The sequence below is a fragment of the Ruminococcus flavefaciens AE3010 genome (assembly GCF_000526795.1).
GTDB classification, from domain to species: Bacteria; Bacillota; Clostridia; order Oscillospirales; family Ruminococcaceae; genus Ruminococcus; species Ruminococcus flavefaciens_D.
Map to the genome: position 1 here is coordinate 227,980 of NZ_JAGT01000001.1, position 21,384 is coordinate 249,363.

Genomic DNA, 21,384 nt, shown 5'->3' on the forward strand with positions numbered 1-21,384 from the left:
GCATTGGCTGTGAGGGCTTTTGAAATAATGGTTGCTGCGGAGATATTGAAGCTTATAGGCAATGAACAGACTGAAGGCAGCCGTAATGGCTGCCTTTCATATATATATTCCTGCTTTTATATTTGTTTAAGCTGCTTTGATGATATAACCCTTCGACATGGTCGGATATTTCAAATATCACTTTTCTTTTTTATCTCAAAGAACGACTTCCTTTAGTGGGAATGTCTGCCGCCATGACCTTTTTCCATTGAACTGTTCCTGCTTGACATACAAGGCTACTGTACCCGCATATCATCATTTGTTATCTTTCACTTTTGATATATTCAAGGAATTTCCACATTGCATCCGAATAAAACGGCACTCAGATACGATCTGATTATACGATAAGAACCGTCTCCCTTAAAGTCCAACTGGGGAATGAAAAGAGTACCAACAAAGAACGGGAGCCTTTTCACTTCAAATCCTCTAATATATCCGTCTTCATTTTGTGCTATGGCAGCAATCATATTACTATTTAAAAATGCACTATGATAGGCTTCATTAAATCCGTAATTACAACGGTATTCTCCTATAAATCCGTCAACACCTAACGCACGAGCCATAATTGAATCCGGATCTGATATCTTCAGTTGTTCCTTCTTATATACCAGAGAACACGGCAATCTTGCAATTACGGCATCTGGACATTCTTCATTGTTTTCTTCGCTGTCTGCTCCATACATGCCTAACACATTACGTGCAAACTCAATGACCATATGTTGAAAGCCTGCACAAGTTCCTAGTGAAGGCACGCCGTTCTCACGCGCAAATTGAATTGCCGTCAAAACGTTTGGGGTATTCATATAAGGACTTCCTGGTGAGAACCAGAAACCATCAAAAGTTTTTAGCTGTTCCGCGGATTTATCCAATTCATCACTCATGATCCACTGAACTTCAAGTTCAATTTCTAATTCCTCTGATATATCTTTTATTGAATCAAATATGCGACAATGGCTTTCTTCATTAGGATTATAGTCACCTATAATAGCTATTCTTTTCATTTGAACCTCCCTTGATAAACCAAACTTTATTCTCTGATTCTTTGAATAATGAATAGTATGTACTATTTCTATCTTGATAAAAACTCTATGCTCAGATCATAAAACGCTCTGAAATTACTTATAATAGCAGGGTGATCGCCTTTAGGGAAAAGGTGCATTATTCCTTTAGGAATCATTTTGAGGATATCTCCATAAACACGTTCATAGTAGTCATCTGAAATGCTATTCATAAAACTATCTTCTTTACTTCCTGTAAGGAGAAGTTCACACCGCAGTTCTTCCAGAGGCTTATGAAAAAATGCTCCGATTTCTTTTTGGTGTCGTATGATTGCATCGGTATCATTATCAACTATCTGCTCCCAGTCCTGACCGTGCATATACGCATAAAAGCCTTGTGCATTTGGATCATTTTTAGCATTCTTACGATCTTTCAGCAGATTTTTAGTGAATGTTTCATTTGCTCTTTCGCCTTCAAAGCTGTCAGCGATCACTTTTTTTACAAGGTCAGGAGCTTCAAGAGCAACATTTAATGCAACAATAGCTCCGCCGCTGCTGCCAATAATATATACATCGGTATACTGCTTAAATCTAAGAAATGCTATTACTTGCTGTGCTTCATAAAACCATAATTCTGAGGGGAATATTTCCAATCTGTCAGACAGTCCATGGCCTAAATAATCAATAAGAATCACCTTGAACGATTTGCTGTATTCTTCCGCTATCTGTGCAAACATTTTTGAAGAAGCAGTATTGCCGTGAAGTAATAGCAATGGATGTCCTGAGCCTGTCTCGTAGTAATAGATCTTCTTATCATCATAAACATAATAACTCATATAATACTCCTTTTGGGGACAGGTATCAGAATCCCATAGCAATCTTTGTTTCCAGCATTTTCTCTGTTCCAACCAGTTCTTCAAGTAACATGAATGCAACTTCAGGTCCGGTCTGTGGACAATATGAGGTTATGATATTATCCGTCCTGACAACAGGCTCGTTCACGACTATTGCGCCGTACTTAGCGAGCTGCTTTTGACGATGCCCATTGTTCAGGTGATAGGTTGTAGCTCTTTTGCCTTTCAGTATGCCACTGTTTCCGAGTGCCAATGCAGCGACGCATATCGTGGCTATCATCTTGCCACAATCATTAAATTCTTTTATAAGGCTTACTGCCTGCTCCGAAAAAGCGTCATCATAGAAGCCGTATTCCTCAAAACCACCGGGGATAGCAAGTGCATCATAATCATCGATGCAAACATCATTCAGCAGGATATCAGGATTGACTGATACTCCGAAAGTGCTTGTGATAGTCTTTTGCAGAGCGCAGGTAACGACTTCGATGCCCGCCCAGCCCATTATATCAACAAAAACACTCGCTTCCATTGTTTCAAAGCCTTTTGCAAGGAATAACAACACCTTCATTTTCAGCCCTCCGTAAAAATGTTCTTTAGAGCAATTATTTTAAAAATCCTATTATATACAATTCAATTTGATATGTCAGCGTTCAATTTTCAGTATGCTGTACATCTCTTCGGCGTCCTCAAGAGTGAATCTTCTCAGAATCAGATGCTCAGTTTCAAGGTGCTTTGTTCCCTTATGTTCCATTTTTCCATGACTCCTATCGTGTACAATTCTATTTGATATATGTCAATTATACTCTAACAGGAATAGAATGTCAATCTCTTTTGTGTACTGAATATGTCGTAAAATAGCTAATCCCCGCATGAAGCGGGGACAAAAAAGTGTTCAAGCAAAACATTCAGCGTTCAAACGGTTTGTTGAATGAACCGATCTCAATCAGATTTCCCTCAGGATCAGCGATGTAGCAGGTACGCTGTCCCCAGGGCTCGGTCGTTGGCTCTAAAACAGGCTCAGCACCTTTGCTGACAGCAACGGCAAAGGCTTTATCAACTTCCTCATAGGTATCCACATACAATGCAAGTTCAAAATGTCCGTTCAAGCCTTTGACATACTCATATTTTCTTTTCGTCATTGTTTCAAAATCCTTTCTGCCGTATAGCAGAAACAGCGTGCCGTCCTTAATCAGATAGACATTAGATGTATCCTCAGCCTCTTTGATCTCAAATCCGAGTATATCCCTGTAAAAGCGTATCATAGCTCCCATATCATCTACAAATAAACCGAATCCGTCAAGTTTCATATTAATGCTCCTTTCATTTTATTGGATGTCTGATGACTGTTTTCAGCTTTTCCGGAGCAACTTTTCTTGCATCCGAAAGATAAATCTCATGATGAAAACGGTTCTCAGCAATATCGATAGAATATCCCTGTTGTTCCATGTATTCGTGCATAAGCTTAACTGTTTCTGGTTCATCATCGTAGCTGCCGATGTGCATACACTGAACACATAAGCCCTCATCATAAGTGAGAAATTCCACCTTGGAAAAATCTAGCTTTTTCTTTTGTGTTGCTTCTCTGACAGCCCATTCAAGATCCGTTTTTGTTACGAAATCCGGAAGGCGTATCAGTGATATCCACTTGAAGTTTTCCTTATGAGTCTACCTTGTTCAAGAGATAAAGCTGTATGCGCTGTGCGTCGCCGACTGTAAGTCCGTCGCCGTCTGTATCTCCGTTTTTCTTGCCATATTCGGTAATGTGAAGCTCTGCTGTACCGTTTTCACCGTACTTATCAGGATTTGCAAGTGACTGCATGATAAGTACAACGTCTGACATATCAACCTGACCGTCGCAGTTAGCATCGCCCTTCATATAGTAGAAAGGTGTGAGCGTAATATTTACTTCCTTTTTCTGTAAAGCTGTACCATCAAAGCGCACGATAACCGGAGTTGCACCGGTGTATTTCTCTTCAAAATCAGTAAGTATAACTGCATATGTTGCATTCGGTTCAAGATTTACCTCAATAGTACCTGCTTCGGCAGTGGTATCACCCTCTATACACTTTACTCCTATCTTTTCTATATCGGATATATGGAGTTCCTCTGCTTTTGCTGCATACTCCTCAGGAATACGCATTACCTTGAATTTTGTATACGGGGACTTGCCTGTTTCTGCGTCAAGCACAGATATCTTCGCAGAACAGCCCTCTGTTTCACTAACATGGTAAAGCTTCAAGGTAACTTCCTTTTTATCGCCGTCCTTGTCAAATGTTATAAATCTGGGCGCAGGATTAATAATAGACATATTTTCTGAATTGGCGATAACAGCATACTTTACATACGGTTCAAGCCCATTAACGGTAACTGTTCCGCTCTCGGGCACTACTCCATATCCTTCCGCAGGTATCAAACCGCCGTTGGTAGCCTCAATGCCAAGCTCATCAGCCTTTTCCTCATTCTCCTCTGTAAGACGAACTACTCTATACTCTGCACCATTAAAAGGCTTTCCTGTTACACCGTCAATCACTTTAAGATCAAGTGTACAGTTAGTTTTTGACTTGTTCCAGCTTTCAACGAACAGACAAGGCTGACCTACAGTAACGCCGTCCTTTATCTCAAGTGATAAAGCTTCATCTTCTTTAGGGATAACGAAATCCTTTCCGAATATCTTGCGTACCGCTCTTGCCTTATATCCCTGTTCATCAACTTGCATATAATCATTTTTGCCGAAAAATACCTGGTAACTATATTTTCCGTCAGGTAAGTGGATATCTCTTGCTGTAGCATCAAAGCTTCCGTACTCATCGGTATATACTTGCAGAGTATACTCGCTCTGATCCATTACCCTGTAGCCCTCATAGGTTCCGTCTGCGGGATCCACAACAAGATCTGTCCAGTCATAAACGGTTATGTCTATATTTGGCTTCTTATCCTCTTCGATCGGAACTGCCCTTATCACAATATCTTTTGTATCGCCAAGCTTTGAAAAATTGAATGAAGTACTCTTATCAATATGATATCCCTCAGGCATATCCACTATTTCAACTGAATACCACCGGAGAGCAGCTAAGTCCTTAATATGTTTTACGGGCTCATCTGTTGTATCCCACTCGTCGATTTTTTTGCCCTTCGCGGTGAAGATATCGGTTATGAACTTTACCTTTACGCCCTCTACAGGCTTGTTTGTATACATATCAACTATAGATACATTTACCTTACAGCCGTCCTTGGTATATTCAACCACCTCAGGCTTCATACGTATATAATATGTGATTTCCTTCGTAAGCTTTCCGCCTACTACCTCGATATCCATAAAACCGTCCTTATCGGGAAATTCCAGATAATCTTTTATGAACTCCATATCCATAGCGGTCTTTGCGATATCTAAATCCTCGGTTATCACCTCATAATCGCTGTCACTTGGAACTACTTTTATCTTGTACTTGCCGTCAGGAAGATACATATCATATACGCCCCAGCCCAGTGACTTAGATGTAAAGCGTTTACCGTCCTCATCATATACATATGCATACAGGAAATCATTATACTCCTTTGTCCCCGCCATATATCTGCCATCTTCCGAAGGAACGGCGTTTGTCCAGTTATCTGCGAAAAAGCGTACGCCCCTTTTGGCATTTTTCGGAACGCCTCTGATGACTATTTCCTTGTTCTCTCCCTCATTATCAAACCTGAAATCCATTTCAGAAGGGAGATCGTATTCTTCCGGAGTATCACTGAAATGGATAGCGTACAGGTAGTTTTCATCAAGGCCTTCAAAGGTCTTAACAGGTTCGTCAGATGTATTCCACGGCCCGGATCCCAACCCTGTACCATGGGGATTTTGCTCAAACCAGAGCTCAACTCCCTCAATGTTTTTGCCTGTGTCGATATCCACAACGGATATGGTCACAGTGCATTCTCCTGAGCCCCAAAACATGTCAACAGACGTTCCCTCTTCTGCCGTTGCACAAAATGTTGGTGTAAGAATTGCTGAATTTGCTGCGGCAAGCATTATAGCTGTAACTGCCGCAAAAAACTTGTTTGGTTTCATAAGAACCCCCCTCTCTTTATCATAGCACTTATAATATAGCACATTTTTCAAACATAGTCAACGCGAAAATATATTATTTGTCACAAAAATATCTTTGTAACAGGATAAATACTTACGAAACGCTGACTTGACTAATACATAGCTGTATGCTAAAATTAAGGAGCTATATCATTCAGCTGCTTTGTGAAGCAGCAACAGGAAAGGAAATCAGTACCGATAATGACACAAAAAGCGATCAACGATACAAATAAATACAGGAAGATGATAAAGCTGCTCATAGCTGCTCTGCTTTTACTTATCTTATTGTTCCTGACGGGAACATTCTGCGACAGGGCTGCGGCGGAAACGCTTTTCTCTCCAGATAATACTTTTATTAAGGTCATAACGTCAACAGGGGTCTACCCTATATATGCGGTACAGGTACTGTTTTACGGAGCCCTTTACGAACGGACCCTTCATTCGTCAAAAAGCAAGCAGTTCAAAATGGTTATATGCACCTTTTTTATTCTTACAGCGTTATTCTTAGGATTCAACGGCGGAAAAACCCTTGCATCAAGAAACAACTTAGGAGAAATATTTCCGTCATTCATCGGAAATCTTCCCGTGATAATAATAATCAGTGCAATACTTGAATATCCCCTGTTTTTTATAGGATATTTTTACGCAAAAAAATCAGATGACAAGCTGCTTACACAAAGAATATTCGGACTTTTCATTGTGCTGCTTTTCGCATTTATATCCATGCAGGTGATGAAAAACTTTTTTGACCGTCCGCGATACCGCACCGCAGTCCTCGGATATGAGGGGATAACATTTGTTCCGTGGTACAAACCGTTTACAGGCGCTGAGAAATACGTTGCTGCATACGGTATCAATGCCGACGAATTCCGCTCCTTTCCCAGCGGCCACAGTATATTCAGCAGCCTGTCAACGTGCATATTTCCCTCTCTTGCATGGCTGTTTCCTAAGCTGAAAAATAAGCAGATGCAGCTTTTCGTTGCAGGCTTTATTTTCTGTATCATCATAATGTTCACAAGAATGTTACTCGGAGCGCATTACCTGAGCGATGTCTCCGCAGGAGCTATAATAGGCGTTCTTTCATCTATAGCCTGTGCAGCAATACAGCTTCGCATATCACAAAAAAATACATGAAGTCATAAAAAAAGCTCCGACTGTATAGCCTGCGGTGTATTGAAACCGCATCTTGCCTGAACATCGGATATTTTGAACATACCCAGTGAGTTTTTGAACCTTTTAAAAATATTCAAAAAACGTAGATATATCGTCATTTAAGGCAATTGTATGCGTTTTGAATTATCGTGTTATTTCATGCTTTTTTGAGATAATAATGAACAAATAAAGAACAAGAAAACGCAGTATACCTTTCCGTTATTATTAATATTTGCGAAGCCAGCTCCCTTCCGGGTAATGTCATTAAGCTAAGGAAAAGTAAAATAATCACAGGAATCAAAGATCCTGTGATTATTTTTTATGTATATAATGTAAATTTTTGCAAAAAGGTATTGACAAAAAGCCAAAAATGTGCGGCGCAGCTAATCAGATATACACATCTGATTGGAGGTTTTACCGTGCAAAAATACTGTAATATCGTCAAAAACAAGCTTAATACTCTTATCAGCAACATGGAGAAAAATAACTCTGATTTCGTAGTTGATCCTAAGAGAGATTTTGTTCGTAAAAGTGAGCTATCTTTCTCAAAAACATTGAGATTCATTCTCGGAATGGGCAGCCAGACACTTGGCAAGGAGCTTGTAGAATTCTATGATTATGATTCAAAAATGGTATCTGTGTCTGCTATCGTTCAGAGAAGAGCTAAAATACTTCCTGCTGCTTTTCAGTATCTGTTCCATAAATTCAATGAAACATTTTCTCAAACCAATTTCTTTCACGGCTACAGGCTTTATGCTGTGGACGGTTCTGATATACATATTCCTACTGATCCTGATGATAAGGATACTTTTTATCGTGCAAATAATGATGTAAAAGGCTATAACCTCATGCATCTGAATGCTTTGTATGACATTATGAACCGTAGATATATCGATGCTGTATTACAGGACAGTCGCAATGAAAATGAGCATTCTGCTCTCATAAGTATGCTTGAAAATATCGGACATGAGTCCATTATCGTTGCGGATAGAGGATATGAATCCTACAACACGATCGCTCATCTTGAAAATAACGGCTTGAAATATGTGATGCGCATCAAGACAAGCGGTGGAATTGCTCATAAATTCAACATTCCCCATAATGAGGAAGCTGATTTTGCTGCAAATATTATTATTACAAGAAGACAAACTAATGAAGTTAAGGCTAATCCTGAACTTTATCGTTATCTTCCGCACTCTTCAAATTTCGACTTCCTTCCGAAAGAATCGAAAGATACATATCCTCTTAAATTCAGGATAATAAGGCTCAAGATATCTGAAGATAACTATGAAACCATTGTTACCAATCTCTGTGATGATGAGTTCTCTGCCGAAGATATAAAGATGATATACAAAATGCGCTGGGGGATCGAGACTTCATTCAGAGAACTGAAGTACCAGGTTGGTCTTATTGCTTTCCATTCAAAGAAAAAGGACTGCGTGATACAGGAAATCTTTGCAAGTCTTATCATGTATAACTTATCTATGCTGATTACCGAAAATATCACCATAGATGACGATAAGCATAATGATTACCGCTATAAAATCAATTATGCTTTTGCTATACATATCTGCATCAAATTCTTTCGCTCTGCACACGCAAATCCTTTTCTTTTGGAAGAGCTGATAGCAAGAAACAAGTGCCCTGTCAGACCTGATCGTATTGCTGATAGGAAAACTCGATATCATTCTGCTATTCCCTTCAACTACAGACTATCATAATTCTTCGATTATGTCAATCTTTTTTCAGGCAGATCTCGGATCTGTCTTTTCGTCATGCATTTTTTGCGAATGTAACAGCAGGAGTATGTCTGGTCATATTCCAAACATACTCCTGTTCTTTTTCGTATTTGATTAGCTTAATGACATTACCCTTCCGGGAGCTGTTGTTCTTTTTGTGCTGTTAATTTAGAATTTGAAGAATACTTACAATGTCTATTCATTAATCATTTTCAAAATATTTTTTAAAAACCCTTGACAAAGTGTAACGCAGTTGATATAATTGTATAAAAGGTAGTTATACAATTTAGACTTTGCTGTCCGGAAAGCAGGTAAAGTTATATAACCACAAGGAGTGTACACTAAAAATGAATATCAACATTAGCAACTCATCTGGCGAGCCTATCTATATACAGATAGCAAACCAGATAAAGACAATGATACTGGAGGGAAAACTCAAAGAGGGCGAAGCTTTGCCCTCTATGCGAATACTCGCAACTGAGCTTCGTATCAGTTTTATGACAACCAAACGCGCATATGAGGAGCTTGAACGTGACGGCTTTATCGAAAGCTATACGGGAAAGGGCTCTTTCGTAAAGGCGCAGAACCTGGAGCTTTATCGTGAAGAGCAGATCAAACGTATAGAATCTCTACTCATGGAAGCAGGCGATTCAGCACGAAAGATAGGCGTTACAATGGATGAGCTTCATGAATTGCTCGACCTTGTTAACGGAGGGGAATAATATGAATGAATATGTAAACGCTGTTGAGATCAAGGGCGTTACAAAAAAATATGACGGCTTTACGCTGGATAATATAAGCTTTGATATACCTAAGGGCTGTATCATGGGCTTTATCGGGCAGAATGGTGCTGGCAAAACTACTACTATCCGCAGTTTGCTCCACATTACCGATATAAATGATGGCGAGATAAAACTGCTCGGTCTTGACCATATCAAGGACGAAACTGCGATAAAGAAGCGCATCGCCGTGGTATTTGATGAGCTGCCGTTCCATGATGTGTTCAATGCAAAAGATATGGCTAAGATTTTCGAAGGTATGTATCCGGAATGGGATAACGATGTATATATGAAATACATTGAGCGTTTTCAGCTGCCACAGAAAAAGAAGATAGGTCAGTTCTCCAAAGGTATGAAAATGAAATTGCAGATTGCCTGTGCGCTGTCCCATAATGCTGAGCTTCTTGTTTTGGACGAAGCAACTACAGGACTTGATCCTGTTGTACGTGACGAGATTCTGCACATTTTCATGGAGTATCTGCAAAACGGCGAGCGCTCGATACTCATGTCCTCGCATATCACCTCAGACCTTGAAAAGATAGCCGATATGGTGACATTCATCGACAAGGGAAAGATCCTGCTGACTGGCTATAAGGACGAGATCATCGAGCAGCACGGTATTCTCAAGTGCGGTAAGGACAAGCTGAAAGAAATTGACACTGAGGATATCGTCAGCATACGCACCAACAATTTTGGTGCAGAGGTCATGGTGACTAACCGTGAGAGTGCTTCCTGCAAATATCGTGACTGCGTGATAGACCCTGCAAGCCTTGACGATATCATGCTCTACTATGTACACCGTGACACAAAGGAGTGGTCATAATGAAACTTTACAGATCGCTTATATATCGTGAATTGAAGCTGACTCGTAAGCGCTGCATCCTTATGCTGATACTGTTTCTTCTGCTGTCGCTGCTGATGCTGCTTCCAATAATGATTGGTGGACTATCAGGGGATTCAGAAATGGAAGAGGATCTGCTTAGTATAGTATGGCTTGCTTCTGGTATTGTCGCACTGACAGGCGGGTTCTTGGCAGGCACAAACAACGGCTTACAGAAAGCGGATATAAATTCAGGGTGGAAGCGGTATTCCTTTATCCTCCCACCGACTGCGAAACAGCAGGCGTTGTCCGATTTGCTGACAAAGCTATGCTATATCCTGTTCTTCGGACTGTTATCAGTTGCTTTTTTAATGGTTTGCAAAATCGTATCGGGTATCAACACTGCAGTAGAGGGAATTGATCCTATCTGCCGGATGCTGAATATTTATCTTGGAGCTGTCTGTGCTGTGATGCTTGTCGATATTGCATACAGCTATATCATGATGTTTGCAAACGATAAGAATCAGTTGAAGCTGATAAGCGCACTTGCTTTTGTAGGCGCGGGAGCTGTGCTTAAAGTTTTTGGTTTGTTTCCCAGAATGAATAAAACTGAGAAGCCTGCTGAGGACGGTACTATGATCTCGGAAGAAGCGATCAACAAATTTGAAACTTTTTTGAGTTCTGGGAAAACAACACTTTGCATATTAGCCGTTTTTGTTGTATTATGTGTATTATTCTTCCTTGCGATGTGGAGGTCGCATGAAAGGAGAGAGTCGTAATGACGGGACTTGTTTACAAGGAATGGAAGCAAAACCGTTGGTTTATTCTCTCTATGATACCTTGCGGCTTCGCTCCACTTCTTGCGCTGCTGCTTTTACGTGAGCAGATAACAAGTGTGGATAATATCGCACTTCGTATCGGTGGACTTATCGCCGGATTTCTTGCAGCAGGGGCTTTACAGCTGCTGGTATTGCGCGGTGATGACCGCAAGCTGTGGGGATACTGGATCACCGCAACGGCTGACGGATACAATGGCTTTCTTCGTGTAAAATATGAGATGATATTCGGAATGATTGTATTATTTCTGTTTTCACTGCAATTTGTGGATATGGGCTATTGCGCGGTCGCCGCTGATATGGGATCAGAAGATATCGGTTCCATAAGTAGTATCGCTCTTCTGCTCGGTTTTATGCAGATACTCTTTCGTGCGATAGACATTCCGTTCACCTATCGCTTCGGCAGTAAAAAAGGCAGCTTCATCAAACTGATCTGTATGGTCATTCTTGCCATACTAATCTGTGCTGTACTCGTTCTGAATGTTGACAACATGGACAGGATAACGGAAATGGTGAGAAAAGTATTCAATGAGAATAACAGCTCGCTGATACTGTCGCTCGGTCTTATCGTGTGCCTTGCGTTGTATTATCTCTCCTACCGTATCACTTGCAGGCTGTATCTGAAAGGAGTGGAGCAGTATGACAGCTAAAAAAGAAAACGCAAAGCGGCTCGGTATCTATCTGCTGATCGTATTTGCTTTCATGCTGTTTTACATTCTGTGCGCCAAGCTCATGCACCAATCAAATACGGTATACTACATCATATATATGATATTTTCATTTTCTCCTGCGATAGCAAGCCTTATCGCAAGAGTTGTTACCAAAGAGGGCTTCCGCGATATGAAACTGCATATGCACCTTACAGGCAATATCAGGTATTATCTGCTTGCATTTGGACTTCCTCTGATATGTCTTTCCGCAATGTTTCTGCTCCCTGTCATTGTTAGCGGTCATGCTGACTGGCTTGGGGGATTCACTTTCGGCAATGTTCTATCAAATGCATTTCTACTCATTTCATTTTCCGCTGTGCAGTCTATTGGTCTGCTCGGTGAGGAGCTTGGCTGGCGTGGATATATGAATCAGAAAATGGAGCCGCTGCTCGGTACGGTAGGTACCTGTCTGGGCGGCGGTATCGTGTGGGGAGTGTGGCATTTTCCAATGGATATTGCAGGTTATTTTGGCGGGAACGGCACGTTCTCAGAAGTGCTTGTTTCAACATTCGGCAGGCTTGCAATGCTTACCTGCTTCGGGGCATTTCTGATGTGGCTGACAAAAAAGACAAACAGCGTTTTTCCTGCGGTGATTGCACATTTTATGTACAATGAAAGTCAGGGCGCTGTCATGAGTCTTTTAGCACAGGACAATATACCTGAGAATGCTTCTCTTCCATTATGGACAGATGTTGTGAGATATATTCCTATACTTATCTTAGCGGTGATATTTATGATATTACTTTTAAAAAACAAGAAAAAAGGTAAGCGCCAACCATTCCATGCATATTAATTACAAAAGCTCCGCAGTTGCGGAGCTTCATTTTTATTCAATATAAAATTATTTATTGCTACGGAAGTGCTGGGAATGGTTGGCGCTTACCATAAATTAGCTCTCGCCTCATTAAACAAAGATCAAACACGTCGAGACGATCATCATCACAAAAATTGCCAGCTTTCCAATCGGCAAGCTGCGTATTGGGATAAGCTAACAGCCATCTTTGCAGTGTGACAACATCTGCCAGATTGAATATGCCGTCATGGTTTACGTCACCTCTAACTGGATTATTATAATCAACAGCGATTTGATTGAATTCAAGATATATGTTATCTGAATAATCCAATGGAGATAGAGAACTCATTTCTGAACTAAGTTCGGGTGGATACAGTGCCGTAACTTCCATGACCGTTCCGTCATCATATATCTTAGTATGGAAGAACATAGCACCGCCCACGATACCGATCTGATCGTTGCCTTTTTCATCCAGCCAGTATGCACAGTCGCCAGGATCACCTCGCCAGATATAATCTGGATATCCGTGTATCTCGTTAATTTTTGCAATCATTTCTTTAGGTGTTGAGGTGTTTTGCAGAATTTCAACGACTTGTTCCGCCGTAATGCGAGGTGCGTTTTCATCCAGAATACCGAGCAGCTCAAGTGTTCTGCGCTGAAAATCACCAATCGGTGACTTTGCTTGCAGTCTATCTAATTCGGAACGGGTTTCTGCAGGGAGTGTTTCATCCGGCTGCACTTGAATCTTTACTTCCTGGTGATATAAACGATTTCCTGTATCGGAACTGTCGTCTGGAACCAAAACCTCAACGATAATTTCGTCTTCTCCACAGCTGTATGCAGTCACAGTACCATCATGTGAGACAATTGTTTTATACTTACACGAATGCAGATAAACGGTCGATTGATCTGCAAATTCGGGATCGACAGTTATTGTAAGCTTGACCGTTTCTCCCTCTGTCATGATGATCTCAGAAGGCGTGACTGTGAAGATCTTTGGGGATGGAGTGTCGCTTTCAGCATATGTATAGAGTGAAACAGCGGATACCAATTGTATGGATAAAGCCATCCCTATGATTAGCGAAACGATTTTTTTCATGGTTAGCTCTCCTTTCCTTTGTTTTTAGAAAAATGGGCGTTATAATATCCTTTACTACTTAGACAAAAAACAACTGCAATATTTCACCCTTTTTTATTATATGTAAACGTACACTTTGTCACTTTAATAATACTATATATACACCTAGAAATCAACATTTTGAAAATATAATTATTATTTTACCCCCCCCTGAAAAATTTTTCAACATTTTCTTGTTAAAGTCTCTCTCATTACATATTCCATGATACATCTGCCTGCAATATGCAGGCAACGTCATACTCCAAGGCATGATAGCTTCGAGCTGTGCTTCTGTAGGATCATTGCCAAATTCTGGCAGAATTATCAGAAGATAGAACAGATAACCGTAGACATCAAGGGTATTTCTCTTAGCCGTTTCTATGATACTCATTACTGCTGCACTTGCATTAGCACCTTTTTCAGTGGCGCGGTGTTGCCTTAATTAATCCAAAATTGTGAATCCGTATTTATCTTTATAAAGAGTGCTGATTTTGGCGAGCCGCTCCATGCAGTTTTCTTCACTGCCAATCAGGAAAGCCTTTCTGTGCATTAGTTCCGCTGCGTTTCGACGAATTCCTTCTTTCAGAAGCGGGATCAGTCTTTCCCTGTCTATAGAAAAACTCGCCGTTTTGTTTTCTTCACAGACTATACAATCCTCAAAATACGCCGCACCAAGAAAAACATCATCAGCATTGCCGGAAAACAATGTCCGCAACGCCTCCTGAAAAAACAGCTTACAGCCTGCATTCCGATAAATATAGTCTCTCAAATCGGCATATGTTTCAGTTGGTACATTTAATTGCTGCGGTTCAAACTGCGATCTGTATTCTCTGGGAAGAGGATAAGTTCCTCTCAATAGCTTCAGAATCTCATTGATATCGAACAGGTTGATGTTTTCTGGCATATGGTTCACTCCTTTCATTGACAACCTTTTTCCACACTCAACGTTATTTTGCAAACACCCGAATCGCAACTTTTGGCAAGTCTGTTTTCTGCGATTTTATGCTGCTTTTATTCTTTTCGGATGACTGTTCCGGGTGCGGGTTCTTCGATGCCCTGCGAAACATACTTTGAATCGCTGATCTCGGTAAACTGCATCTTCTTTTTATCATAATCCCAATGCTGCACCGGATAATGATTGTTCAGCAGTTTTGTGTACTCACAAATCTCTTCAGACCATTGGGCGGGTGTCAGCCCGCCTTTTACCAGCCGCAGATAAGTTTCAAACCATGCAAGACGGAAATCATGGATTGCATTGAACTGATAGTGACAGTGTTCAATATACATCCATTTTCCGTTTTCGGCGTGATCCAGCACATAACGCCATTTGAGTTCATCGGTATGGCGGGAACGGAGTTCTAATTGCTTGGCAATATTATTTGCGGCTTCTTTGAAAACCCAGATTCGCAAATCGTCATAAGAGTGAAAGGAATGCTGAATCTTATCGGGACCTCTGTCACCCTCGGTGTATACATCCAGCCCGCTTATGTAAAAGCCTCTGTAGCAAAACGTGTTGGATAGGATATCAGCAGGAATATCCTTCGGCAGATGCTGTTTTATCCATTCTTCGTATTGTTTCATGATTGCTCCTTTCTGTTTGCCCGCATCACTGGTGATTCAGTGGTGCTGTTTTTCCTTTGCGTAATATGTCTCTTTTTTTATTTCCAAATCAATATCAATCCATGTTTCACCACACAGATTATATTCCTCCCGCACTCCGTTTTCTTCAAATCCTACGCTTTTATAGCAATAATATGCCTGCTTGTTGTTTTCAAAGACACCAAGGCTGACAGAATCAGCTCCATATATCTCAAATGCAAATTTCAAACCGAGCGTAATCATCTGTTTTCCATAGCCCGTTCCTCTTTTTGAAGGATTGACAATCACATATCCGAAACGGAGCTTTTTATCATCTTCTTCAGGACGTACTCTTGCAGTAAAGAAGCCGACAAGCCCATTTTCATCAAAAGCAGTAAACGGAAAATACCTGTCGTTATCTTCTCTGCCTGATGTTGCTTCAAGCAAGCGTTTTTCGGTAACAGGATATTCACCCAGAATTCCGGCTGACCACTTATAGAATTCTTCCTTTTTGTTTGTCCATGTAATAATTGTTTTTGCATCATTCTTTCTGAATGGTCTAAGCCTGAGCATTTTTCTGACTCCTGTTCTTTATACTTTTTTCGACAACATTTCTTAGCACTCAACGTTATTTTGCAAACACCCGAACCGCAACTTTTGGATTGGAATGTCTGCCAGCATCACTGGTGATTCAGTGGTGCGGGGATTTTTTATTCATCCAAGAGTGTGAATCCGTATTCTTTTTCATAAGAGCTGCTGACAGTTCTGATCCACTCCAGACAGCTTGTGGAGCAGAATGCTGTTCTGCCGGACAGACCGTTCCTGTTCCGCCGTATACCCTCTTTCAGCAACGGAATCAGCATTGCTGTGTCAATGTGAAATGCCGCGAGTCCAAGCTTTTCGTCCAAAAGACATTCATCCACATAATCAAAGCCGAGGAAAATATCACCGGCAGAACCGGAAAACAGCACCTTCAGTGCCTCTTGAAATACCCTTTTACAGTGCGGAGCCTTGTAAATATAATCCACCAAAACAACAGAGACTTCTGTCGGAACATTCATAGGTTCATGGTCAAACTGCGACCGTTTCACGCGACGTACAGAATATTCGCCTTTCAGCAGTTTGAGCATTTCGTTTTTGTCAAGTAAATTGATGTGTTCTGGCATATGGATTCCTCCTTTTATTGACAACATTTCCACGCACTCAACCCTATCCTTCAATCGCAATTTTTGATTAGCGCGATTTTTCTCTATTTTTCGGACTTTTTAACGAGTGACAGCATTTCTACACACTTAAAAGTTACAAACAGCAGTTTTAAGCACAAAAAATCGAGTGCTTAAAAAGACTGTTTATATCGCGAGTGCGCCGAAATGCTGTCTGTATCTCTTTAGGTGATATTACGTGTTCCCGCATACAGAAAATGAGTGCTTATTTTGGTTGTTTACTGAACTGCAAAATGCCAATTATCCGCGATAAATCGGCGCTTTAGGATTTCTGCCTTGACATTAAAACTACACACTCAACGTGTGACGTATTTGGAATCATGTCGTTATTCTTATAATATCAGAAGTCTAAACACTTGTCAATATATAATGTGACTATATTATGTCAATAGACCGTGGTCTATTGACATACAAAAAAAGTATGTCATATAAGTTGTTTTTCGGCTTTTGAAATATTGCAATAAAAATAGCCACCTTATTGAAAGATGATTGGAGCCGGTTATTACCGGCTCCGTCTCATTTATGTAAACTTTCTTTCGTATTCTTTGAGCCTGCGATAGAAGGTATTAGCTTGCAGGCCAATTTCTTTCTGAAACCATACTGCCGTAATAGCGCCCGACTTCCACTGCTCGTACAGCTGACCGAACTTTATCCAGTCGATAGGTAAAGGTTGTCTTCCTTTGTATTTTCCTTGAGATTTTGCAATAGCGATTCCTTCACGCTGACGCTGTAAAGTTTGTTCTCGTTCAAGCTCAGAGAGTGCTGCAAATATAGACAGAACGAATCTTCCTTGCGGAGTATTGGTGTCTATGTTTTCTTTACTGCTCACGAGTGTTACTTTTTTCTGCTGAAGCACATCGATAATGTTAAGCAGATCTCTTGTGGATCTTCCAAGTCTGCTTATGCTCTCAATGTAAAGCGTGTCTCCCTCACGGACGTATTCGAGCATTGCTTTCAGCTCGGGACGGTTTGCATTCTTACCCGACATCTTCTCAGCAAAGATACGCTCGACCTGAAATTGCTTCATTAGAGCTTCCTGACGAGCTGTCTCCTGATGTTCCGTTGATATGGACGGATATTATTTCATGAGAAAAATATATTGAATTTATATTTTTTGTGCAAAACTACCTTTGCATTTTTCTTTTAAGAGTGCTATAATAACATAAAAGAACGTGTAGCAGTTACTGCGTAAGTCCAGTTACTTGCTTAACGTTCTATTTTTTTGCGAGGTGATTTTAATGTATAATGTGGGTGACATTGTTATGTACGGAACATTCGGTATATGTAAGGTCACAGCAATAGAAAAGCGTGATTTTACAGGAGAAGAACAGGAATACTATATACTCAAACATACAAGTTCAGAAAAAAACACTTTCTATGTCCCTTTAAGCAATGAATCGGCACTTAGCAATATGCATTATGTATGCTCAAAGGCAGAAGTTGATGAACTCATCTCCCATATGAATTCAGAAGGGCTGATATGGATAGATAATGATAATAAGCGCAAGGAAGAATACAGCCGTATCATAAAGGATGCCGACAAGCACGAGATCATCATACTCATAAAAACATTGTATCTGCGCCGTAAGGAGCTTGCCGAAAGCGGAAAGAAGCTCCGTTCCACGGACGAGAATTACCTCAGTCTTGCAGAAAATATGCTTTTTGAGGAGTTTGCTTTTGCTCTTGATATTGACAGGAGTGAAGTTGTCGAATATATCGAAAAGCATATCGCATAATCTTTGTGCAAAAATGCCTTTGAATTATTCTGAAAAAATTGATATAATTAGCATATAACGAGTAGCAATTCTGCGTAAGTCCGGTTATTGCTGCTCGTTTTATTATTTTTACGGAGGTCGATCATAATGAAAAGAATCAAAGAAGCGTGTATCTGCCAGACACTGCATTTTATGCTCAAAGAAGATGTTGGTCACGACTACGCTGTCAAGCTCGTGAAAGAAGAAATAGAAAAGTACAAAGCTTCACTTGAAAGAACAAGAACAAAGTACAAGATAATCGAGGAAACGGAGCAGACTGATGGCTCTGTTATCATCAAGATCAAGAAGCAGTACAATACAGCTCCTGTCGGCTCATATCTCGACTGATACTACTGAATATTGTTAAAAACAGCGTGTGGCGTAAGCATAAATCCAGCTTTCTGTCTCATGCTGTATTTTTTAGGAGGAATACTATGGAACAAACCGCAAATCAATTCTTAGGACAAGAGCAAGTTGGCAAGCTGATGAAAAAATACGCTGTGCCTTGTATCATTTCTCTGCTGGTGGGGGCGCTCTACAACATCGTTGACCAGATATTCATCGCCAACGCAAGCTATCTTGGCTCTTACGGAAACGCCGCCAATACTGTTGTATTTCCGCTTACTGTCATAGCTCTTGCAATAGCTGTTATGATCGGTGACGGCTGCTGTGCCTTCGTGAGTCTGAGTCTCGGAAAGGGCGAACCGGTCAAGGCAAGGAAAAGCGTCGGCAACTCCGTCCTAATGACGATCGTGAGCAGCCTGTTACTTTGTGCTGTATACTTGATATTCAGCGACGGCATCATTGCTATGTTCGGTGGTACGGTCAATGAAGAAACATTCCGCCACTCAAAGGAATACTTCTTCTATATCTCGCTCGGTATCCCGTTCTATATGTTCGGGCAGGCTATGAACCCTGTTATCCGTGCGGATGGGAACCCAAAATTCGCTATGATCTCGACACTTGCAGGTGCAGTTCTGAACATGATACTTGATCCGATCTTCATTTTCGCTTTCGAGTGGGGTATGATGGGTGCTGCGGTCGCAACTGTTATCGGGCAGATAGTGACGGCAGGACTTGCTGTGTGGTATCTCTGCAACATGAAACTCATAAAGCCCGCAAAGCCTGATTTCAAGCCCGAAAGTATCATTATCCGCAAAACGCTGACACTTGGACTTACGAGCTTTCTCTCGCAGATCTCCCTTGTAGCGGCAATGTTAGCTATCAATAATATGATACGCAAATACGGTGCAATGGACGCTGTTTTCGGACAGGAGCAGTATGCTCAGATACCTATGGCGGTAGTCGGCATTGTGATGAAGTTCTTCCAGATAGTTATTTCAATCGTAGTAGGTATGGCGGCAGGCTGTATCCCGATAAGAAAAAGATGTAAGAGACCAAAACTCTTACATCTTTTTTATGTATATAATGTAAATTTTCATAAAAAGGTATTGACAAATAGTCCAAAATGTGCGGCGCAGCTAATCAGATATACACATCTGATTGGAGGTTTTACCGTGCAAAAATACTGTAATATCGTCAAAAGCAAGCTTAATACTCTTATTCGCAGCATGGAGAAAAATGCATCAGCTTTTGTTGTCAATCCTAAGAGAGACTTCGTTCGAAAAAGTGAGCTTTCTTTCTCAAAAACAATGAGATTTATTCTCGGAATGGGAAGTCAGACCCTTGGCAAAGAACTTATGGATTTTTACGATTTTGATCCGAAAATGGTATCAGTATCAGCTATTGTTCAGCGAAGATCAAAGATTCTTCCTGCTGCTTTTCAGTATCTGTTTCATAAATTTAATGAGATTTTTTCTCAGACCAGTTTTTTTTCACGGATACAGACTTTACGCTGTGGACGGTTCTGATATACATATTCCAACTATTCCTGATGATCACAGTACTAATTTCTCATCTAACGCTGATTCAAAAAGCTTCAATCTTATGCATCTGAACGCTTTGTATGACCTTATGAACCGTAGGTATATAGAAGCTGTTTTGCAGGACAGGCGTAGTGAAAATGAGCATTCTGCTCTCATAAGTATGATTGAAAATATCGGACATGACTCCATTGTCGTTGCGGACAGAGGTTACGAATCCTATAACACGATCGCTCACCTTGAAAATAACGGTTTGAAATATGTGATACGCATCAAGACAAGTGGAGGAATTGCTCAGAAATTCAATATTCCTCATAATGAGGAAACTGATTTTACTGCAGATATTATTATTACAAGAAGACAGACTAATGAAGTTAAGGCTAATCCTGGACTTTATCGCCATATTCCTGCATTCTCAAATTTTGACTTCCTTCCGAAAGGTTCAAAAGATACATATCCTCTTAAATTCAGGATAATAAGGCTTAGGATATCTGAAGATAATTATGAGACCATTGTTACCAATCTCTGTGATGATGAGTTCTCTGCTTATGATATCAAGATGATCTACAAAATGCGCTGGGGAATCGAGACTTCATTCAGAGAGCTGAAGTACCATGTTGGCCTTATTGCCTTTCATTCTAAGAAAAAGGACTGCGTGATACAGGAAATTTATGCAAGTCTTATCATGTATAACTTTTCTATGTTGATCACCGAAAATATCCTCATATATGATGATAGGCATAATAATTATCACTACAAAATTAATTATGCAATTGCTATACACGCCTGCATCAGGTTCTTTCGCTCTACTCACGCATATCCTTCACTTTTGGAAGAGTTGATAGCAAGAAACAAGTGCCCTGTCAGACCTGATCGTTTTGCTGATAGAAAAACTCGTTACCATTCTGCTATCCCCTTCAATTACAGGTTATCATAATTCTTTTCTTGTGTCAATATTTTTTCTGGCAGATCTCTGATCTGTCTTTTCGTGCTGCCTTTTTTCAATAAATACTATCAGGAGTATGCTCGTTTATTTT

The 21,384-nt window shown here is 40.5% G+C and carries 23 protein-coding genes and 1 pseudogene; 11 read left to right on the plus strand and 13 right to left on the minus strand.

Going from position 1 to position 21,384, the window contains the following annotated elements; genetic code table 11:
* Nucleotides 1-323 precede the first annotated feature (323 nt).
* The 6 genes and pseudogenes from N774_RS0101080 to N774_RS0101110 form a co-directional block, all read right to left on the minus strand.
* Nucleotides 324-1,040, minus strand: a complete 717-nt coding sequence (locus N774_RS0101080; RefSeq protein ID WP_024859455.1) for a glutamine amidotransferase-related protein — start codon at nt 1,038-1,040, stop codon at nt 324-326.
* Between the two features lie 68 nt (nt 1,041-1,108).
* Nucleotides 1,109-1,873, minus strand: a complete 765-nt coding sequence (locus N774_RS0101085) for an alpha/beta hydrolase (protein WP_024859456.1) — start codon at nt 1,871-1,873, stop codon at nt 1,109-1,111.
* 25 nt (nt 1,874-1,898) lie between these two features.
* Nucleotides 1,899-2,459, minus strand: a complete 561-nt coding sequence (locus N774_RS0101090; protein WP_024859457.1) for a DJ-1/PfpI family protein — start codon at nt 2,457-2,459, stop codon at nt 1,899-1,901.
* A 337-nt stretch (nt 2,460-2,796) separates the two neighbouring features.
* Nucleotides 2,797-3,198 (minus strand): VOC family protein, encoded by a 402-nt coding sequence (locus N774_RS0101100; protein ID WP_024859458.1) that lies wholly within the window; start codon nt 3,196-3,198, stop codon nt 2,797-2,799.
* Nucleotides 3,199-3,211: 13 nt separating this feature from the next.
* Nucleotides 3,212-3,553 (minus strand): annotated as a pseudogene (locus tag N774_RS16555) (GyrI-like domain-containing protein); the annotation flags it as partial.
* Nucleotides 3,549-5,945 carry a dockerin type I repeat-containing protein gene (locus N774_RS0101110; RefSeq protein WP_024859460.1) on the minus strand — a complete coding sequence of 799 codons (2,397 nt, stop codon included), beginning with the start codon at nt 5,943-5,945 and terminating at the stop codon, nt 3,549-3,551. The pseudogene N774_RS16555 and the gene N774_RS0101110, both read right to left, overlap by 5 nt.
* Nucleotides 5,946-6,164: 219 nt before the next feature.
* Between N774_RS0101110 and N774_RS0101115 the strand changes: the two genes are divergently transcribed.
* The 7 genes from N774_RS0101115 (at nt 6,165) to N774_RS0101145 (ending at nt 12,792) form a co-directional block, all read left to right on the plus strand.
* The gene (locus N774_RS0101115; protein ID WP_024859461.1) at nt 6,165-7,097 is read left to right on the plus strand and encodes a phosphatase PAP2 family protein; all 933 of its coding nucleotides are present in this window, start codon (nt 6,165-6,167) and stop codon (nt 7,095-7,097) included.
* A gap of 491 nt (nt 7,098-7,588) precedes the next feature.
* The gene (locus N774_RS0101120) at nt 7,589-8,836 is read left to right on the plus strand and encodes an IS4 family transposase (protein WP_155250330.1); all 1,248 of its coding nucleotides are present in this window, start codon (nt 7,589-7,591) and stop codon (nt 8,834-8,836) included.
* 365 nt (nt 8,837-9,201) lie between these two features.
* Nucleotides 9,202-9,576 carry a GntR family transcriptional regulator gene (locus N774_RS0101125; protein ID WP_024859462.1) on the plus strand — a complete coding sequence of 125 codons (375 nt, stop codon included), beginning with the start codon at nt 9,202-9,204 and terminating at the stop codon, nt 9,574-9,576.
* A 1-nt stretch (nt 9,577) separates the two neighbouring features.
* Complete coding sequence (locus tag N774_RS0101130) at nt 9,578-10,456, plus strand: ABC transporter ATP-binding protein (RefSeq protein WP_024859463.1); 879 nt, start codon at nt 9,578-9,580, stop codon at nt 10,454-10,456.
* Complete coding sequence (locus tag N774_RS0101135) at nt 10,456-11,232, plus strand: ABC-2 transporter permease (RefSeq protein ID WP_024859464.1); 777 nt, start codon at nt 10,456-10,458, stop codon at nt 11,230-11,232. Before N774_RS0101130 ends, N774_RS0101135 begins: the two co-directional genes overlap by 1 nt.
* A complete protein-coding gene (locus tag N774_RS0101140; protein ID WP_024859465.1) occupies nt 11,232-11,939 on the plus strand; it encodes an ABC-2 transporter permease in 708 nt (235 codons plus the stop codon). The genes N774_RS0101135 and N774_RS0101140 overlap by 1 nt, the downstream gene beginning before the upstream one ends.
* Complete coding sequence (locus tag N774_RS0101145) at nt 11,929-12,792, plus strand: CPBP family intramembrane glutamic endopeptidase (RefSeq protein WP_024859466.1); 864 nt, start codon at nt 11,929-11,931, stop codon at nt 12,790-12,792. Before N774_RS0101140 ends, N774_RS0101145 begins: the two co-directional genes overlap by 11 nt.
* A 58-nt stretch (nt 12,793-12,850) precedes the next feature.
* On the opposite strand, the gene N774_RS19395 is transcribed toward N774_RS0101145, so the two are convergent.
* From N774_RS19395 to N774_RS0101180, 7 genes are all read right to left on the minus strand, one after another.
* Complete coding sequence (locus tag N774_RS19395) at nt 12,851-13,891, minus strand: hypothetical protein (RefSeq protein ID WP_024859467.1); 1,041 nt, start codon at nt 13,889-13,891, stop codon at nt 12,851-12,853.
* A 151-nt stretch (nt 13,892-14,042) separates the two neighbouring features.
* Nucleotides 14,043-14,300, minus strand: a complete 258-nt coding sequence (locus N774_RS19910; protein ID WP_024859468.1) for a transposase domain-containing protein — start codon at nt 14,298-14,300, stop codon at nt 14,043-14,045.
* Nucleotides 14,301-14,351: 51 nt separating this feature from the next.
* Nucleotides 14,352-14,813 carry a hypothetical protein gene (locus N774_RS0101160; protein WP_024859469.1) on the minus strand — a complete coding sequence of 154 codons (462 nt, stop codon included), beginning with the start codon at nt 14,811-14,813 and terminating at the stop codon, nt 14,352-14,354.
* A 107-nt stretch (nt 14,814-14,920) separates the two neighbouring features.
* A complete protein-coding gene (locus tag N774_RS0101165; RefSeq protein ID WP_024859470.1) occupies nt 14,921-15,490 on the minus strand; it encodes a hypothetical protein in 570 nt (189 codons plus the stop codon).
* A 36-nt stretch (nt 15,491-15,526) separates the two neighbouring features.
* Entirely contained in the window at nt 15,527-16,060 is a 534-nt protein-coding gene (locus tag N774_RS0101170) for a GNAT family N-acetyltransferase (RefSeq protein ID WP_024859471.1), read from the minus strand.
* Nucleotides 16,061-16,197: 137 nt separating this feature from the next.
* Nucleotides 16,198-16,653, minus strand: a complete 456-nt coding sequence (locus N774_RS0101175; protein ID WP_024859472.1) for a hypothetical protein — start codon at nt 16,651-16,653, stop codon at nt 16,198-16,200.
* Between the two features lie 577 nt (nt 16,654-17,230).
* Nucleotides 17,231-17,779 (minus strand): recombinase family protein, encoded by a 549-nt coding sequence (locus N774_RS0101180; RefSeq protein ID WP_037280075.1) that lies wholly within the window; start codon nt 17,777-17,779, stop codon nt 17,231-17,233.
* 169 nt (nt 17,780-17,948) lie between these two features.
* Between N774_RS0101180 and N774_RS0101185 the strand changes: the two genes are divergently transcribed.
* The 4 genes from N774_RS0101185 (at nt 17,949) to N774_RS16570 (ending at nt 21,284) form a co-directional block, all read left to right on the plus strand.
* A complete protein-coding gene (locus N774_RS0101185; RefSeq protein ID WP_024859474.1) occupies nt 17,949-18,446 on the plus strand; it encodes a CarD family transcriptional regulator in 498 nt (165 codons plus the stop codon).
* Nucleotides 18,447-18,572: 126 nt separating this feature from the next.
* Nucleotides 18,573-18,812 carry a hypothetical protein gene (locus N774_RS0101190; RefSeq protein ID WP_024859475.1) on the plus strand — a complete coding sequence of 80 codons (240 nt, stop codon included), beginning with the start codon at nt 18,573-18,575 and terminating at the stop codon, nt 18,810-18,812.
* 86 nt (nt 18,813-18,898) lie between these two features.
* Nucleotides 18,899-20,335, plus strand: a complete 1,437-nt coding sequence (locus tag N774_RS16565; protein WP_242836535.1) for an MATE family efflux transporter — start codon at nt 18,899-18,901, stop codon at nt 20,333-20,335.
* On the plus strand, nt 20,271-21,284 hold the full coding sequence (locus N774_RS16570; RefSeq protein WP_080770398.1) for an IS4 family transposase: 1,014 nt from the start codon (nt 20,271-20,273) through the stop codon (nt 21,282-21,284). The genes N774_RS16565 and N774_RS16570 overlap by 65 nt, the downstream gene beginning before the upstream one ends.
* The last annotated feature ends 100 nt before the right edge of the window (nt 21,285-21,384 follow it).

What these genes read in the sequence shown, in the direction of transcription:
- N774_RS0101185 (WP_024859474.1), top strand. Translation starts at nt 17,949, where the DNA reads ATGTATAATGTGGGTGACATTGTTATGTACGGAACATTCGGTATATGT.
- N774_RS0101085 (WP_024859456.1), bottom strand. Translation starts at nt 1,873, where the DNA reads ATGAGTTATTATGTTTATGATGATAAGAAGATCTATTACTACGAGACA.
- N774_RS0101100 (WP_024859458.1), bottom strand. Translation starts at nt 3,198, where the DNA reads ATGAAACTTGACGGATTCGGTTTATTTGTAGATGATATGGGAGCTATG.
- N774_RS0101160 (WP_024859469.1), bottom strand. Translation starts at nt 14,813, where the DNA reads ATGCCAGAAAACATCAACCTGTTCGATATCAATGAGATTCTGAAGCTA.
- N774_RS0101080 (WP_024859455.1), bottom strand. Translation starts at nt 1,040, where the DNA reads ATGAAAAGAATAGCTATTATAGGTGACTATAATCCTAATGAAGAAAGC.
- N774_RS0101125 (WP_024859462.1), top strand. Translation starts at nt 9,202, where the DNA reads ATGAATATCAACATTAGCAACTCATCTGGCGAGCCTATCTATATACAG.
- N774_RS0101140 (WP_024859465.1), top strand. Translation starts at nt 11,232, where the DNA reads ATGACGGGACTTGTTTACAAGGAATGGAAGCAAAACCGTTGGTTTATT.
- N774_RS19910 (WP_024859468.1), bottom strand. Translation starts at nt 14,300, where the DNA reads ATGAGTATCATAGAAACGGCTAAGAGAAATACCCTTGATGTCTACGGT.
- N774_RS19395 (WP_024859467.1), bottom strand. Translation starts at nt 13,891, where the DNA reads ATGAAAAAAATCGTTTCGCTAATCATAGGGATGGCTTTATCCATACAA.
- N774_RS16570 (WP_080770398.1), top strand. Translation starts at nt 20,271, where the DNA reads ATGAGATTTTTTCTCAGACCAGTTTTTTTTCACGGATACAGACTTTAC.
- N774_RS0101175 (WP_024859472.1), bottom strand. Translation starts at nt 16,653, where the DNA reads ATGCCAGAACACATCAATTTACTTGACAAAAACGAAATGCTCAAACTG.
- N774_RS0101165 (WP_024859470.1), bottom strand. Translation starts at nt 15,490, where the DNA reads ATGAAACAATACGAAGAATGGATAAAACAGCATCTGCCGAAGGATATT.
- N774_RS16565 (WP_242836535.1), top strand. Translation starts at nt 18,899, where the DNA reads ATGGAACAAACCGCAAATCAATTCTTAGGACAAGAGCAAGTTGGCAAG.
- N774_RS0101115 (WP_024859461.1), top strand. Translation starts at nt 6,165, where the DNA reads ATGACACAAAAAGCGATCAACGATACAAATAAATACAGGAAGATGATA.
- N774_RS0101110 (WP_024859460.1), bottom strand. Translation starts at nt 5,945, where the DNA reads ATGAAACCAAACAAGTTTTTTGCGGCAGTTACAGCTATAATGCTTGCC.
- N774_RS0101170 (WP_024859471.1), bottom strand. Translation starts at nt 16,060, where the DNA reads ATGCTCAGGCTTAGACCATTCAGAAAGAATGATGCAAAAACAATTATT.
- N774_RS0101130 (WP_024859463.1), top strand. Translation starts at nt 9,578, where the DNA reads ATGAATGAATATGTAAACGCTGTTGAGATCAAGGGCGTTACAAAAAAA.
- N774_RS0101090 (WP_024859457.1), bottom strand. Translation starts at nt 2,459, where the DNA reads ATGAAGGTGTTGTTATTCCTTGCAAAAGGCTTTGAAACAATGGAAGCG.
- N774_RS0101120 (WP_155250330.1), top strand. Translation starts at nt 7,589, where the DNA reads ATGGAGAAAAATAACTCTGATTTCGTAGTTGATCCTAAGAGAGATTTT.
- N774_RS0101145 (WP_024859466.1), top strand. Translation starts at nt 11,929, where the DNA reads ATGACAGCTAAAAAAGAAAACGCAAAGCGGCTCGGTATCTATCTGCTG.
- N774_RS0101190 (WP_024859475.1), top strand. Translation starts at nt 18,573, where the DNA reads ATGAAAAGAATCAAAGAAGCGTGTATCTGCCAGACACTGCATTTTATG.
- N774_RS0101135 (WP_024859464.1), top strand. Translation starts at nt 10,456, where the DNA reads ATGAAACTTTACAGATCGCTTATATATCGTGAATTGAAGCTGACTCGT.